Source organism: Brevinematia bacterium (assembly GCA_039630355.1).
Lineage (GTDB): Bacteria > Spirochaetota > Brevinematia > DTOW01 > DTOW01 > SKYB106.
On sequence record JBCNVF010000005.1, the window covers coordinates 1 to 14,298 of the forward strand.

At 37.9% G+C, this 14,298-nt stretch carries 15 protein-coding genes; 9 read left to right on the forward strand and 6 right to left on the reverse strand.

Annotated elements, in window-relative coordinates; genetic code table 11:
• On the forward strand, nt 1–140 hold a 140-nt coding region (locus ABDH28_00170; protein MEN2997444.1), incomplete at its 5' end, for a 30S ribosomal protein S7.
• Between the two features lie 54 nt (nt 141–194).
• Here ABDH28_00170 and ABDH28_00175 read toward each other — a convergent pair.
• Nucleotides 195–1,262, reverse strand: coding sequence for a hypothetical protein (locus ABDH28_00175; protein ID MEN2997445.1), 1,068 nt, complete (start codon nt 1,260–1,262; stop codon nt 195–197).
• Nucleotides 1,263–1,273: 11 nt separating this feature from the next.
• On the reverse strand, nt 1,274–2,440 hold the full coding sequence (locus tag ABDH28_00180; GenBank protein ID MEN2997446.1) for a hypothetical protein: 1,167 nt from the start codon (nt 2,438–2,440) through the stop codon (nt 1,274–1,276).
• 240 nt (nt 2,441–2,680) lie between these two features.
• Between ABDH28_00180 and dapA the strand changes: the two genes are divergently transcribed.
• Entirely contained in the window at nt 2,681–3,577 is an 897-nt protein-coding gene (gene dapA / locus ABDH28_00185) for a 4-hydroxy-tetrahydrodipicolinate synthase (GenBank protein ID MEN2997447.1), read from the forward strand.
• 45 nt (nt 3,578–3,622) lie between these two features.
• Here dapA and ABDH28_00190 read toward each other — a convergent pair whose 3' ends face one another.
• Entirely contained in the window at nt 3,623–4,471 is an 849-nt protein-coding gene (locus ABDH28_00190; GenBank protein ID MEN2997448.1) for a helical backbone metal receptor, read from the reverse strand.
• Between the two features lie 400 nt (nt 4,472–4,871).
• On the opposite strand from ABDH28_00190, the gene ABDH28_00195 reads away from it, so the two are divergent.
• The gene (locus tag ABDH28_00195; GenBank protein MEN2997449.1) at nt 4,872–5,858 is read left to right on the forward strand and encodes an NAD(P)H-dependent glycerol-3-phosphate dehydrogenase; all 987 of its coding nucleotides are present in this window, start codon (nt 4,872–4,874) and stop codon (nt 5,856–5,858) included.
• A gap of 1 nt (nt 5,859) precedes the next feature.
• Entirely contained in the window at nt 5,860–6,750 is an 891-nt protein-coding gene (locus tag ABDH28_00200) for a hypothetical protein (GenBank protein ID MEN2997450.1), read from the forward strand.
• A gap of 95 nt (nt 6,751–6,845) precedes the next feature.
• Here the strand turns inward: ABDH28_00200 and ABDH28_00205 are convergent, their stop codons facing one another.
• Nucleotides 6,846–7,502 carry a hypothetical protein gene (locus ABDH28_00205; GenBank protein MEN2997451.1) on the reverse strand — a complete coding sequence of 219 codons (657 nt, stop codon included), beginning with the start codon at nt 7,500–7,502 and terminating at the stop codon, nt 6,846–6,848.
• A 28-nt stretch (nt 7,503–7,530) separates the two neighbouring features.
• The gene (locus tag ABDH28_00210; GenBank protein MEN2997452.1) at nt 7,531–8,271 is read right to left on the reverse strand and encodes a hypothetical protein; all 741 of its coding nucleotides are present in this window, start codon (nt 8,269–8,271) and stop codon (nt 7,531–7,533) included.
• Nucleotides 8,272–8,883: 612 nt separating this feature from the next.
• On the opposite strand from ABDH28_00210, the gene rpmB reads away from it, so the two are divergent.
• The 4 genes from rpmB (at nt 8,884) to ABDH28_00230 (ending at nt 11,122) form a co-directional block, all read left to right on the forward strand.
• Complete coding sequence (gene rpmB, locus ABDH28_00215; protein ID MEN2997453.1) at nt 8,884–9,078, forward strand: 50S ribosomal protein L28; 195 nt, start codon at nt 8,884–8,886, stop codon at nt 9,076–9,078.
• A gap of 172 nt (nt 9,079–9,250) precedes the next feature.
• Nucleotides 9,251–10,411: an AAA family ATPase gene (locus ABDH28_00220; protein ID MEN2997454.1), complete on the forward strand. Its 1,161-nt coding sequence runs from the start codon at nt 9,251–9,253 to the stop codon at nt 10,409–10,411.
• A complete protein-coding gene (gene ruvX, locus ABDH28_00225; GenBank protein MEN2997455.1) occupies nt 10,392–10,796 on the forward strand; it encodes a Holliday junction resolvase RuvX in 405 nt (134 codons plus the stop codon). Before ABDH28_00220 ends, ruvX begins: the two co-directional genes overlap by 20 nt.
• Nucleotides 10,797–10,855: 59 nt before the next feature.
• A complete protein-coding gene (locus ABDH28_00230) occupies nt 10,856–11,122 on the forward strand; it encodes a co-chaperone GroES (protein MEN2997456.1) in 267 nt (88 codons plus the stop codon).
• Nucleotides 11,123–11,140: 18 nt separating this feature from the next.
• Here the strand turns inward: ABDH28_00230 and thiE are convergent, their stop codons facing one another.
• Nucleotides 11,141–11,803: a thiamine phosphate synthase gene (thiE, locus tag ABDH28_00235; protein MEN2997457.1), complete on the reverse strand. Its 663-nt coding sequence runs from the start codon at nt 11,801–11,803 to the stop codon at nt 11,141–11,143.
• A 545-nt stretch (nt 11,804–12,348) separates the two neighbouring features.
• Between thiE and ABDH28_00240 the strand changes: the two genes are divergently transcribed.
• A partial coding sequence (locus ABDH28_00240) for an Ig-like domain-containing protein (GenBank protein ID MEN2997458.1) occupies nt 12,349–14,298 on the forward strand: 1,950 nt, incomplete at its 3' end.

The following is a 14,298-nucleotide window of genomic DNA, read 5'->3' on the forward strand; positions in this document are numbered from 1 at the left end:
AGCAGGGAAGGCCGATGTTTCAGAAGTTAGCGGATGAGATAGTGAATGCGTATAATGAGACGGGGAATGCGATAAAGAAGAAGTTGGAGATGCACAAGATGGCTGAGGCTAATAAGGCCTTCGCACACTATAGATGGTAGCTTACCCGATATGTTCTGACAGAGTTTAGGATTTTTTGAACCATATCTAGCTAACTACAGCTGGAAGCTTCTAAAGACACCTATACCAACCAAAAAACCTCCCTTTTTTACTTTGACACCTTCGAGGCAATAGTAATCATCAAAACTTACTTCAACTTCTATACCAAACTGCTGACTGAGCTGATACATACCTAAAAGTTTCAGACCCAAGTATTCACTGATTTTGCCTGTGGTTCTTGGAGGAAATGTAAGGAAAGCAATGATATTGAAGTCGTATATGTTTATGTGTATGCAAGGACGGAGCTGAAAAGATAAGCTATCTGTCCAGAGGGATTTAAAAAGTAAGAAATCTACTCCTATTCCAACAGGCTCTACAATCTTAGTCCCAGCGTATGTTGATAACTCTTTTGATAAGGTATGTACAATCCAAGTAAGATCACTACTAGTTAAATAGATGAGAACACTTGGTATACCAATTCCGGCAAACCATCCATTACCTAATAATCCACCTTGTGAGTTATTTATATACCTAAAGGCTAGGGAGGGGTATACTACAAAAGAGGGATCGGAAAAGTAAGATATAATATTTAGAGATATCAAGAATCTCCCCGGTATGTGAACTTCCTCAAGTCTCTGTTCAATTACCTTCCTATACTCAACCGCTATTGTTTCATCATATTTTGGTATAACTTTGTAAACACCGCTCTTGAAGTCTTCAACGACACTATCAATAGTCTCAAATATTCTACCAGTGTCATATTCAAATTGGTATTCCTTAGTTATTTTAACACTTCTGTTTGCCACATCTAAAAGCTGTAAGACTAGCCTATATCTACTTTCAGACCCCTTTATCACGAATCCGTATATTGAGAAATCAACCCTGCTTTTGGTGCTTTCTTCCAGAATTTTGTTTTTATCAATCAGATTTGTGACTATGTCACTTGTCTGAAAGTCTCTTGACAAAATAAGTAGAGATGACCTTTTGATAGCATTTGCTACTGCATTACCAATGGTATCAAAACCCATTATGTCAAAGACTCCTATCTTCCATTTGGCAAAAGAAAGTTCTACAAAGAAGGTTAGAAATAGGGTAAAAGTCAAGACAGTTCTAAACCTTCTCATGACATAACCTCCTAGAACCTATACTTTAGAAAAAGTGACTCTGAGATAGAAACGTCGTGTGTAAATTTTATGTCTCTATTGTCAAGCAAATATCCACCCTTCCCAATAGACAAGGTAACTGCTTTTAATTCAAATCCCAGCAGGAAATTATCAAAAATTCCTGTTTCGATAGACAACACTATTCCTATGAATCTAGGAGATGTTGTTTCTAATACACTTTCATCAATGATCACATTTTCAGCTCCTATGTTTGCTGATAGGGTAAGGAAAGGAGTGAAGGAAATGATGTCATTCTTACTGAATTTTAGCTTTATATTAGGAAGAAGATAAATGTTTTCAAACCTGATCTTATCTATTTGCGAGTAGAGGTTGAGGGTATTATCATAGTTATGTATAGACCCTCTAATCTCTATAAAGTTACTTAGTTCAAAAACTATTCGTTCATATAACAATACCAAACCTACCATCATAAACCCTTTAAAGAGCCAGAATCCACCTACTAATTCAGTTTTTAGACTTAAGTCTGGATCTGGCTCAAAAGATGCTAAAAGTGATAGTGAAAAATACCTTGTATCTAAACTATAGCCTAAACCAAACATGTATTTGGTTGCGACATCAGGCTTTTGTGAAAACCAAGCTTCGTAAGAGTAAATGTTTGTCTGCCCCCCGCTGATGTTAGTTTCGAAAACCGTTTTATAAAAGCCTACCCAAGACTTGGTAGGTTCAACATAAAGTAACAAGCTGTGTCTAGGTTTTGTTTCCTCAAGGGGACTTACATAGTCTATTTCAACTATCTCCTTAAGTGTCTTCTCTGGTTCTTTTGGAGGAAAGATATCAATAATATTTGAAACTACTGTTTCAATATTTCCCTCAGTTAGTAAAATATTCGTTAGTAATCCCTTTGTTGTAAATATCTTCGCGATATTGTTACTCACCACTATAAGACCTGATAACTTGTTGTCATACATAAACTTCATCTTGTCTACTTCCTTGTCGATAGTTCCGAAGTAGTAGTAGAGGTTAAGTTTTCCAGAACTTGAGAGTTTTGCTTCAATTATCATTGACATAACTATATCTTTTTCATTCTCTGGGAGTACCGATATTGTTTGATTCTGGACACTAAAAGTGTGTGTGAGAAATAGGATATTTGTAAGGAATACGAAAAGTAGCTTTTTCATAGCAAATATTATAACTTGTTTTAGCGGATTTTGGTAAATAAATTCCGATTCCCATTAGGTGAGTAAGCAAGGTTCTAATTAGGTGTTTGCTAAGAGAAGTGTTTACTTAGTTCCGGCAGTGACTGTGAGAAAAGTAGAGAAAAGACTACCCTTGGTTGTAAGTTTTGGACTTTATTTTTGGTAAGTTTTTCTTGAATTAAGAAGTTTTATTATTTAATATTCAAAGCACTGGAGGTTTTTATGCTGAGGGGTTCAATGGTAGCGTTGATAACTCCTTTTAAAAGGGGAGGAGAAGTTGATTGGGAGACTTTGGAGTATTTGGTGGAGTTTCATCTTGAGAACAAGACTAATGTTATTGTGCCTTGTGGCACTACTGGTGAGTCTCCGACACTTTCTTACGAAGAGCATGTCAAAGTTGTAGATTTTGTTGTTAAGAAAGTTAGAGGTAGGGTGCCTGTGCTTGCAGGAACTGGTACAAATTCTACTCATGAGAGCATATACTTCACGAATGAGGCTAAGAAATCAGGAGCAGATGCAGCGCTGGTGATAGCACCGTACTACAACAAACCAACACAGAGAGGTTTGATTGAGCACTTTACCGCAATATCAAAGGAAACTGGTGGCTTCCCAATAGTAGCCTACAACGTTCCCAGTAGAACTGTAATAAACATTGAACCTATGACACTAGCAGAAATTGTGAAAAGAAATCCTAATGTCATTGGTGTGAAGGAGGCTTCAGGAAACATAAAGCAATGTATGGATATTTTAGAGTTTGTAGATAAACCTGACTTTTTGCTGATATCAGGAGACGATGGTATAAACCTTCCGATTCTAAAAATTGGTGGTGTAGGAGCAATATCTGTGACAGCTAACCTAGTTCCAAGGGATATGTCCGATATGATAAACTCCTATCTCAGCGGTGATGTAAAAAGAGCAGAAGAACTTGACAAAAAACTTCAAATACTCAACAGGGTGATGTTCCTTGAAACGAATCCTATACCAATAAAGAAGGCAATGGAATTGGTAGGTATAATTAAAGATGGAAGTCTTAGACTACCCCTGACTGAACTCTCAGAGCCCAATGTGCAAAAACTTAGGGAAGCATTAGTAAAGTACGGTTTGAAAGTCTCGCAATAGCTCTGCGAAAGCTAACCATATTCCTCCATTTTCAGCAGAGGAGCTTTAGTTTGATAAACTCTCATGCAACATCATCTTGAGCATAAAGTTAGTTATTCTTATAGATGGACTTATGTCCATTGGATCAATATAGATGAATTTAGCGTTTAATCCGAGCTTTTGAAGTTCGTTTGTTATAGCTTCAAAATTGTTGTCAGTTATTAATACAATGTCAGGTTTAAGCTTTAAAACCGTCTCAACAGAAGTTATGATAGTTTGATAACCACAGCAGAAAGAATCAGAAAGATTTATACCTCCTACTCTCCTTATAAGCTCAGCAACATAGCTATTTGAACTTGCGGTATATATAGTTGGATAAGAATACATGACAAAGAATCTTCTACCGCTAACATGCTTTCTTGCTCTCTCTGCCAGGCTATCAAAGAGATGCTCCAAATCTTTGATCTTCTTTCTGTTGGAATTAAAAGTTCCGGTGAGTGTGGAGATTTTCCTTGCCCAACTTATGATATCTGATAGACTTCTAAACTCTAATACGAATGCAGGAATGCCCTTGCTTCTAAGAAAGTCATAAACTTTAGTATCGCTAACCCTAAGCAAGAATACTATATCTGGATTAAGCTTAATTATTCCCTCCAGATCAACATCGTATAATCCTCCCAATTTTCTACTGTTATGTTCACAGTATCTTGTAGTGCCAACTATATTGCTACTCAGGTCCAAGAATTTAAGAATTTCGGTTATGCTGGGAGCTAGGGAAACAATCTTACGGTACTCTTTCTTCTCAAACTTTACTCCCAAGGAATCCTCTATCTCTACCTTTCCAAGCGCTTTAAGATTCAGTAAAATACTCAAAGCAATGAAAACCCATCTTATCTCTCTAGCTACCACATCCATCCTCTTTAGAAGAATTATAAAGAAGTTTATTTTAGTAGAGTCTAACTAGGGTTTGACTGCCCTATACATTTGTAAACAAGAGGATTGAGCAAGGAATTTCTCAGTAGCTCTTTGGGTTATCTTGAAAACTAAGATTTTAATAACTTTTTAACACGTAGATTTCTACTACATACTGTTGTATTAATGGCGGAGTAGAGGATTATTTAGGTGAGTGGATAAGGCTCTAAGTTGCAAAACTTTATTTCGTGCAAAGCCTATAGGTGCCTATTAAGAAGGGTATTTTTACCTAGTCCTGATAGGAGGTGAGAGAAAAGACATGTCTAATTGTTAGTTGTGGTTTATTGAATTTAGTTTTGCTAGGTTTCAAGCAAGCTTAGTTATGAAGTATAATTTTTCTCCTATGAGAATAGGGATAATAGGTAGTGGAAGTTGGGGTCTTGCTCTGTCTGTTGTGTTTTCGGAGAAGAATGATGTTAAGCTATGGGGGAGGAGGAAGGAGGTTATAGAATACATTAGGTGGAGGTATGAAAGTCCAGACTATCTTAGCGGGGTAATGCTTCCGCAGAGCGTGTATTACACAAACTCTCCGGAAGATCTTGAAGACAGGGAGGTAGTCTTTGTAGCAGTTCCTTCAAAATACTTTAGGGAAACTATAAGGCTTTTTAGAAGCTATTTGGCGGGTAAAGTTGTGATAAGTTGTACTAAGGGGATAGAGATTGAGAGTTTAAAATTTCCGACAGATATTGTGAGAGAGGAGGTTTCTGCTGAGGTTATTGGTGTGCTTTCGGGGCCTAGTCACGCAGAGGAAGTGTCTAGAAAGCTTCCATGTGCTATTACGCTTGTTATGAGTGATAAGGCTTTTGCTAGAACTGTTCAGCAAGCAATAAGCACTTCTTACTTTAGAGTTTATACATGGGATGATGTTGTAGGAACTGAACTTGCGGGAGCATACAAGAATGTCATAGCTATCTCTGCGGGTATTGTTGATGGAATTGGGCTAGGTAGCAATGCGAAAGCCTCTCTTATAACAAGAGGTCTTCATGAGATTGTCAGATTAGGCAAGATCTTAGGAGGTAAGGTTGAAACTTTCTATGGACTCTCAGGTGTGGGAGACTTGATAGTAACATGCAACAGTGGTTATAGCAGGAACAGAAATCTTGGTGAAATGATAGCAAGAGGTTTTAAGGCTAGCGATATTATAATGTCGTCCAAAATGGTGGCAGAAGGGTATTACACCACAATGGCTGTAAGAAGAATTTCACAAAAATACAATGTAGAGCTTCCTATCGCTAACGAGGTATATGAGGTAATCTACAACAACAAAAGCCCGATAACTTCCCTAAGGGATCTAATGGGAAGAGAACTGAAGGAGGAGTTTTACTTTTAGCATGAAGCGGAAGGTTTTCGTGAAGAAATATCCTCAGGAGTTTCTACCAACCTTGCACAATGCTATAGAATCCACCTTCAATGGGAAATTTGAGCAAAAACCTACGAGTAGTGACTACGAATTTTCCAGGTTTACAGCTCCACATTCTGTGCTGGTGTTGTATAAAAGTGGTAAAGTTGTCTTGATTCACAAAGGGATGGAGGAGGTTGAGGACTTTTTGATATCTTTTATACCTGAGAAAGAGTATGATGTAATGGTGGGGCTTGATGAAACAGGTAAGGGAGAGTTGTTTGGAAACATAGTATTGTGTGGTGTAAGGATAGAAAAACTTAAAGTAGAGATAGAAAAAGTAGTTTCCAGCTTTAACACAAAAAATAGGGTTTCTTTTGCAAGGTACGAAGAGCTATTTGAAACTCTCAAGAGGCTGGGTGTAAGATTTGTGGTAAAGGAGATAGAGCCCAATAAACTAAAGCCGAAGAAAATGAATCATCTTCTCTTTAAGGGATATCTTTCCATTCTTGAGGAGCTTGAGGTTGACCTAAGTAAAGGCAAGAGTGTGAGAATAGTTCTCGATGACTTTGGGGTTTCGCGTAAAATGTTGGAAACGCTTAGGAGTAAGTACTATTTTGCAGAGTTGGTGGTAAAGTATGGAGCTGATGATGAATATTTGGAGTGTAAGACTGCTTCCTTAGTTTCAAAATACTTTCGGGAAAAGCACATTGAAGAAATAAATAGGAAATATCTACTTGATGGGGTTGGTCCAGGAGATGGTAACTTGTCAGATCCGCATACAAAAGAGTGGCTTAGAAAGTGGGTTTTATTACACGGTTCCCTCCCCCCGTTTGTTAAAAAGTGGGAGAAAGTTTTACGATGGTTAGATGAGAAAAGATAATGGGAAGAGATCTCGCTGGTTTGCGTAGAGGTCAAGTTATATCTTATTTTAGATCTAACTTCTGGGGTTATGTTCCTTTTTTGGAAGCATGAAAACTAGAAGCTAAGGTTAACAAAAGCCCTGACAAATGGTGAAACAACACCTACTCCGGCAATTTCTTTTATTCCTAGGAATGGTAGGAGGTCAGCACCTGCACTAGGTGAGATTTCTGCTCCAATGCCAAAGTTTTTTATAGGCATAAAGTTTATCTGGGCACTGGCGGATAAAAACCAGTATACTCCACTTCCATAAGCCTGGGCAAAGCCTAATCCTACTCTACCAACTAAAGCCAAAGACAATGTCTCACCAAAGAGTCCAACACACCCAAATCCCTCAGGCCCTACTGTAAAAGCGCTTCTACTATCAAATGAGAATGTAATGGGTAAAGCAACTCCGAAATTAGCTACAGGCTTATCGCCAGATTTGAACCACTTTCTTACAAATGGATAGGCACTGTATCCATAGTTGTTATCATAGTTGCTATCTACATACATCAATAGACTTACTCCTGTATCAAGTTCATTCTCTTTGTTTATCCAAATACTGAATTCACCACTATAATTCTCCGGATAATATCCAATACTTGCGCTTATGAAAGCATTGTCTTTGTGGTAGTATTGTGAAATTGACGGAATCATTACAGCAACACAGTTCGAAAGAAATACGCAAGCTCCGACTAAGAGTATGATAAAAGATCTTTTCGCTCTCTTCATATTGCCCTCCTTGTATTAGATTACTACATCAAGGTCTAAAATTCAAGTAAATTGCCAAGAGTGGTGCAGACTTCCCAATATTTCCAGCTATTCCCTCAACACTACCTATTGATCCAGCAAAATTCACACCAAGTCCGATACTTAAGAAACTCGTTATGTTTAGATGTGCACTAAGTCCTATCCCTAACAGTATATAAGCTCCTCCACCTATGTCGCTTGCTATAAATCCTGCTCCAACTCTAGGGGAAAACCCAAGGGAAACTGTTTCATCAAAATATCCAACTGAACCAATAAGGTTTGGTCCAAAAAATGTTAAGTATATGTTCCTTTGTTCTCCGTTAGTGATGCTGATAAAGCGATTTATCACCATAGTTTCAATACCAAAGTTTCCTATAGCCCACCCTTCGTCAGTTGTGTTCCACTTTCTGTAAAAAAGTGAGAGGGTTTTATTGTCAGAATAAGCGATACCTAATGATAGGTCGGGTGGTAAATCTTTGTAGTATGTTCTAGGCTCATCAAAGTTATACAGGAATGTAGGAGCGTATCCGATTAATACTCCGATTTGTTCCAAGTTTTCTTTGTTAAGCCATATATGTCCCTCTCCAAAGGCGTGCATTGGGAAAAGTGAAGATGATATTCCTATGTTGGGACTGTTTTCTTTGTAGTAGAGACTTTGAGGAGCTGGAGGAAGAATAGCTATGCCCGTGCAACTTAGCATTATAAAACTGGTAAGTAGAGCAAGAAAAGCTTTAACACCTCTGCTAACCATCGCAAACCTCCCAATAGTAATTGTATACGAAAAATATCGTGAATTCAACGGTTTTACTCTGAAGTTTGCAGTAGAGTTTGGTAAAAATTAAAGTGAAATAACCTCCTCTTGCCTCGTAAAATAAAGGCAAAAGGAGGGATATATGAACAGCAAAAAGTTGTAAATCACTCCATCAAAAACTTTCTACTTAACTTTCATCCAAGCTCAGGAAGAAGATATTAGGAGTCGTTCTTGCAATCGTTCTCTCAGGAAGCTTGAGGATATCTAGGGTAGCTCTCAGCAGTAGTATGCTGTGGTTTGGTTAAAATTCGTGTTAAAGAGATTCTGCACATAGCTTTGCTCTATTTTACTTCACCACTGCGGTGATATGTAGCGCAAAGGTTCAGAAGCTAGGAAGAGATGAAATTTCATTTTTTAAGAGAACTAAAAAAAGTTTCTATCCAACTTCGTTTTTTAGAATCTTCTTCTAGGGGGACTATTTTGGAGAGTGAGGAAGAATATTTTCCCTCCTTTTTGATTTTTTGCTAGTTATGAGTCTTTTGGACGTATCTTCTGCCGTTTTTGAAAGTTTTTTCTAGGTAGGTTTATAATACTTTCTGCTTGGAGGGTAGAATGGCTAGGTGTGAAGTTTGTGGTAAAGGGACCAAATTTGGAAACAATGTGAGTCACTCAAATAAGAAGACAAGAAGAGTTTGGAAAGTTAATATACAAAGAAAGAAAGTTATAATAGATGGTAAGGTAAAGTATGTAAAGATCTGTAGTAAATGTTTGAAAGCAGGAAAGCTTGATAAGCTAGCAATGGTGTAGTTATGGGATCAAGATACAAAAGTAAAAATACTTTTCTAGAGATTTTCTCAGGTTTTCCAGTGGTTGAAGTAGTTATAGTACTGATTGTATTTTTGGTGGTTTTAGGTATCCTACTTGTGCCTAAGGATATCGCTTACAAAATATCCATACTCCCTTTTATTAGTGTTTTCCGATGATTTTCAACAAGGGCCTAGAGAGGGTAATCCTTTCTGCTGTTGAGGGTAAACATAGCGGCGGAGTTGTGTTTGTAGGTCCTAGGGGGCTTTTTAAAACTTTTTCCTCGGAGGTTATAATATCAAAATTTCTGGAGGACTACCGATCTTGTCTACCTTTCAATCACAGTGATATCTTTGTTGCAGGTCCGTATTATTATGTTTTGTCTTACAAATTTTTTAGGAAAAATGTTGACAAATTGAAATCTAATGAAAGGTTGAGAGAGTTATTTTTCAAGTTTGTGGGATTTTGTATTGCTAATAGAGGGCTTGGGGAAGATATTGGTGATCTTTCTGAATTATTTTCGCTTGTTACTGCTTTGAGACAACAGAATTTTGATATAAAGGCTTTGGAAAAATTACTCTTGGGTTTTGAGAGTATCATTTCTAGTCTTTCAAGGATGGAAAGCATAGGAATAGATACGGTGAGGGAAGTTATACATTTTGTTAACAGAACCTCGCTTTCGGGATATAAGTTTGTTCTACTTTCGGAATTTGACAAGGCTACTACCGAAGCCCAAAATGCTCTACTTAAGACTCTTGAAGAACCTCCTAAGGGGGTATTCTTCATTCTCACAACCTCAAGGTATGAGAAGATCTTAGCTACCATTAGGTCAAGGGTAGTTAAGATTTCGTTTTTCAAGTTTAAAGGTGATGAAATAAGAGAGTTTTTTCAAGGAATAGCTGAGTTGGACAGCAATGGATATTATTCATTCTACGACTTGATGTTGGAGGATGTTTATAGAGTAAGTACTGAGTTTTTTGGGAAGTTTTTGAAGGTGTTAGTTTCTGGTAACTTGGAAGTAGCTATGGATTTAGTTGATGAGATTGTTCAAGAAGATATCCTTGTTGAAAAGTTTTTTGAAGTTGCTAGTAGGGTTATAAACTTAATTCTTGAGGCTAGGGCTAGAAACCTAGGGTTTAGAATTGCAACTGAAAGGGAAGTTATCTCAGTGTTACCCAGAGAATTTTTGCAGAAATTCACAATCAGTAGACTTTCTAAACTTCAAACTTTGCTTGATGATGGATACACTAAGGTATATTCTTTTAACATAAATCCTAAATTTGTGTTGACAGATTTCTTTATGGAGATATTCTCCTATGAGGCTTTTGGGACTTGATGTGGGGATCAAGAAGATAGGAGTAGCATTTTGCGATACTGACATAGGGATAGTATTTCCTAGGGAAGTTATTACTGTGAAGGATCTGAAAAGTTCTATTGGTAAAATAAAGGAAATTGTTGCTAAGGATAGGGTTGACAAGGTAGTTATAGGTCTTCCGTTGAATTTTAACTCTACTAAGAGCAAGATCCAAGAATATGTTGAGGATTTTTCAAATAAATTGAAAGAGGAGTTAAACATTGATATTGAACTTTTTGATGAGAGGTTTACTACAAGGATAGCTGAAAGGTTTGGTGTAAAAAACGTTGACTCCGTTTCCGCAGTAATACTTCTGGAGGACTATATAAAGGCTTTTTTGCGGGGTAGTGGAGGATGTGAAATTTGACATAGGAGTTTGTTTTTAGTATATTATTATACAATTTTTCACCCGTTAGGAGGTGTACTATGAAAGTAAAACCAATTGGTGATAGATTACTTGTAAGAGTTTTACAAGTTGAAGAGAAAACAAAAGGAGGTATTTACATACCTCAGACTGCTCAAGAGAAGACCCAACAAGGTATTGTTGAGGAGATAGGAGATCCGGATAATGTGAAGGTTAAAGTTGGACAGAAGGTGATATATGATAAATACGCTGGGACACAAATAAAGATTGACGATGTTGAGTATCTTATCCTTAAAAATGACGATGTACTAGCTGTAGTTGAGGACTAAGCTTTTGGAGAGGGACTGCTACCTCTCCGTTTTTGATCTCTTCCAAATTTCGTAGAGCTTTTTTATCTTTTCCTTTATGTCATCTGCTTGAGTGATCTCTGTTACCAAAGAGATACATCTTGCCCCCTTCTGCACAACTTTATGAATGTTGTGTTCCTTTATCCCACCTATTGCTACAACAGGAACCGAAGAATTTTTTAGAGTAAACTCAAGGTATTCAAGTCCTACCGGGGGTATGACATCTTCTTTGGTGTGGGTTTCAAACAGGGGACCGGCTGCTATGTAGTCAGGACCTTTCTTTAGGGTTTCTATCATTTGTGACTCCCAGTGGGTTGAAGCCCCTATTATCATATCATCACCTACGAGTTTTCTTACTTCATCAATAGGATAATCTTCGTGCCCAAGATGCACACCATCAGCCTCTACTAACATCGCAAGATCTACATAGTCGTTAATTATAAGTATAGCTCCATAATCTCTTGTCATCTTCCTTATCTCCTTTGCCTCATTATAACGGTATAAACCCTTTTTCTTTTTCTCTCTGTATTGTATTATCTTTATCCCAGCTTCCAACATTTCCTTTACTACTTGAATGTTACTTCTACCTCTTGAATATTCTTCTGCGGTTATGCAGTATATTTGATCGGCCAGAAAGAACTTGAGTTTCTCCTCTTTAGTCATACCTAATACCTCCTCTAGAGGATTAAGTAGATTGAACTCTCTGTGTAATTATTAAACAACAGTTTGTTTATCTACTATCTCGGTAAGGCCTTCACAAAGTTTTCAGACAATCACAGTGATCTGTAGTTTGATTTAACCACTTTTTCAATCCATTTTAGGTAGGTTTGTCCTGATTTATATTTTCTCTAACCTCCGTGACCGACAGACAAGAAAGGTTCTGTGGTAAAGGTTTATATAATAAATATTGATTAGAGTCATCCGTGTAGTTATGAAATTGCAGTAGTGGATTCCAATTCAACTGAGTAGATTCAACTTTTTGCTTGCCTTACCGCTCTTGGTTTTGACAGTATTCGTCACTTCAAACCAAGCTTTTTGGATGCTTGTCAGAAAGGATGTTACTCAATTCAAGGACCGCAGGAATAGTAAAAGGGAAAAACTGCATCCTAGTTGTAGATTTTGGAATTTATTGGCGGAAATCCTGTTGAAATTTAATCCAGATACTTGTATAATAATACTAGAGCCATCCTTGTAAGGAGGTAAAGCTTATGAAAGCTTTAACAGCGTTTCTTTTGCTAATCATGTTGATAGGACTGGTTTACATTGGTTGTTCTCCTGAGCCACAGCAAGGTGGAAATAACCGAGACACTAATCAACAAACAGAAGACAGAACTCCACCGACACTGAGTATAATATCACCTACTAATAACTCCACGAACACCACAACAGGCAATATTTCTATTTTAGGAACAGCAACTGATAGTGGTAGTGGGGTGAAAGAAGTTTATGTAAGGGTAGGAAGTGAAAACTTTGGGAAAGCAGTATTAGACAATACTAACTGGAGCACAAATGTGAGTCTATCCGACGGTTCATACATTATACAAGCATATGCAATTGACAATGCTGGTAATACTAGCACTACACAACAGGTATCAATAGTTATAGACACAGGACTACCTACTGTAACTATACTATCACCTGCTAACAACTCCACAAATAATACTGGTAATATAACAGTTAGTGGCACGGCGACTGATACTGGTAGTGGCATCAAGGGAGTATATCTTAGAGTAGGGACGAATGGAATTTTTAGACAGGTTAGTATATCAGGATCTAGTTGGAACACGAATCTCATTGGTCTAATGGATGATTTAAATGTCATACAGGTTTATGCGGAAGACAATGTTGGTAGAGTTAGTTCTACTCAGCAGGTAACAGTGTTAGTAGACAAAACACCTCCAACTGTGAGTATAACTAACCCTGTAAGTGGTAGCACCTTACCATCTAATTTTACTGTCAGTGGCACGGCTAATGACGCTTTAAGTGGTGTTAAAGCAGTGTATTTGAGAGTGGGTGTAAATAGCTCGTTTGGTAAAGTTAACGGAACCACCAATTGGAACACAAACGTCAATATCACAGTAGGTGGATCATACATAGTTCAAGTTTACGCAGAAGATAATGCTGGAAATATAAGTATTACAGATGAAATAACTGTAAATGTTGATCCTAATATGCCTACTGTCATAATCACTTCTCCTGGAACCGATGGTTCAACAATACTTACAAATACGACTTCTCTCGCGGTTTTTGGGACTGCCAGTGCTAATGTTGTAACTATTGTCTACAGAATTGGCAATGACCCTTGGGGCAGTATCTCAGGAAATACAAGTTGGACTATTAATCTAGGTTCTCTGTCTCAAGGGAGTAATAAAGTGGAAGTTTTTGGGACAAATAGCGCTGGGTTATCAAGTTTAACACAACAAATTATTATCGTTGTTGACACTGCTTCACCGAATATTTCGTCGGTTAGTCCTGCGGACAACACCTTGACGAACACAACTTCGGTGGTAGTGAGTGGTAGTGTGAGTGATGTTGGAGTGGCCGGCGTGAAGGCAGGGTATCTGAGGGGTGGCACAAGTGGAGCGTTTGGGAAGGTGGCGCTTTCAGGCTCTTCGTGGAGTACGAACGTGAGTGGGCTTAGTGATGGGACGAATGTGATAGAGGTGTATGCAGAGGATAATGCTGGGAATGTGAGTGTAATAAACGCAATAAATATTATCGTTGATACTATACCACCGAATGTGAGTATAACTTCTCCTGCAGACAACACCTTGACGAACACAACTTCGGTGGTGGTGAGTGGTAATGTGAGCGATGTTGGAGTTGCCGGCGTGAAGGCGGTGTATCTGAGGGTTGGTACAAGTGGAGCGTTTGGGAAAGTCTCATTGACAGGTTCATCTTGGAATACTAACCTGAGTGGACTCAGTGGAGGCACAAATGTGATTCAGTATTATGCAGAGGATAATGCCGGAAATGTGAGTGTAATAAACGCAATAAATATTATCGTTGATACTATACCACCGAATGTGAGTATAACTTCTCCTGCGGATGGTAGCACTATAACTAACAATCTACCAGCAGGTGGTCTTAGGATAATAGGAACTGCAAGTGATTCGCTAAGTGGTGTTAAACAAGTTTATGTATCAGTAGATGGAGGG

Excerpts from the sequence above, each read along its gene's own strand:
- ABDH28_00210 (MEN2997452.1), bottom strand. The coding sequence starts at position 8,271 with ATGGTTAGCAGAGGTGTTAAAGCTTTTCTTGCTCTACTTACCAGTTTT.
- ABDH28_00195 (MEN2997449.1), top strand. The coding sequence starts at position 4,872 with ATGAGAATAGGGATAATAGGTAGTGGAAGTTGGGGTCTTGCTCTGTCT.
- ABDH28_00205 (MEN2997451.1), bottom strand. The coding sequence starts at position 7,502 with ATGAAGAGAGCGAAAAGATCTTTTATCATACTCTTAGTCGGAGCTTGC.
- ABDH28_00175 (MEN2997445.1), bottom strand. The coding sequence starts at position 1,262 with ATGAGAAGGTTTAGAACTGTCTTGACTTTTACCCTATTTCTAACCTTC.
- ABDH28_00180 (MEN2997446.1), bottom strand. The coding sequence starts at position 2,440 with ATGAAAAAGCTACTTTTCGTATTCCTTACAAATATCCTATTTCTCACA.
- ruvX (MEN2997455.1), top strand. The coding sequence starts at position 10,392 with ATGAGGCTTTTGGGACTTGATGTGGGGATCAAGAAGATAGGAGTAGCA.
- thiE (MEN2997457.1), bottom strand. The coding sequence starts at position 11,803 with ATGACTAAAGAGGAGAAACTCAAGTTCTTTCTGGCCGATCAAATATAC.
- rpmB (MEN2997453.1), top strand. The coding sequence starts at position 8,884 with ATGGCTAGGTGTGAAGTTTGTGGTAAAGGGACCAAATTTGGAAACAAT.
- ABDH28_00190 (MEN2997448.1), bottom strand. The coding sequence starts at position 4,471 with ATGGATGTGGTAGCTAGAGAGATAAGATGGGTTTTCATTGCTTTGAGT.
- dapA (MEN2997447.1), top strand. The coding sequence starts at position 2,681 with ATGCTGAGGGGTTCAATGGTAGCGTTGATAACTCCTTTTAAAAGGGGA.
- ABDH28_00200 (MEN2997450.1), top strand. The coding sequence starts at position 5,860 with ATGAAGCGGAAGGTTTTCGTGAAGAAATATCCTCAGGAGTTTCTACCA.
- ABDH28_00230 (MEN2997456.1), top strand. The coding sequence starts at position 10,856 with ATGAAAGTAAAACCAATTGGTGATAGATTACTTGTAAGAGTTTTACAA.
- ABDH28_00220 (MEN2997454.1), top strand. The coding sequence starts at position 9,251 with ATGATTTTCAACAAGGGCCTAGAGAGGGTAATCCTTTCTGCTGTTGAG.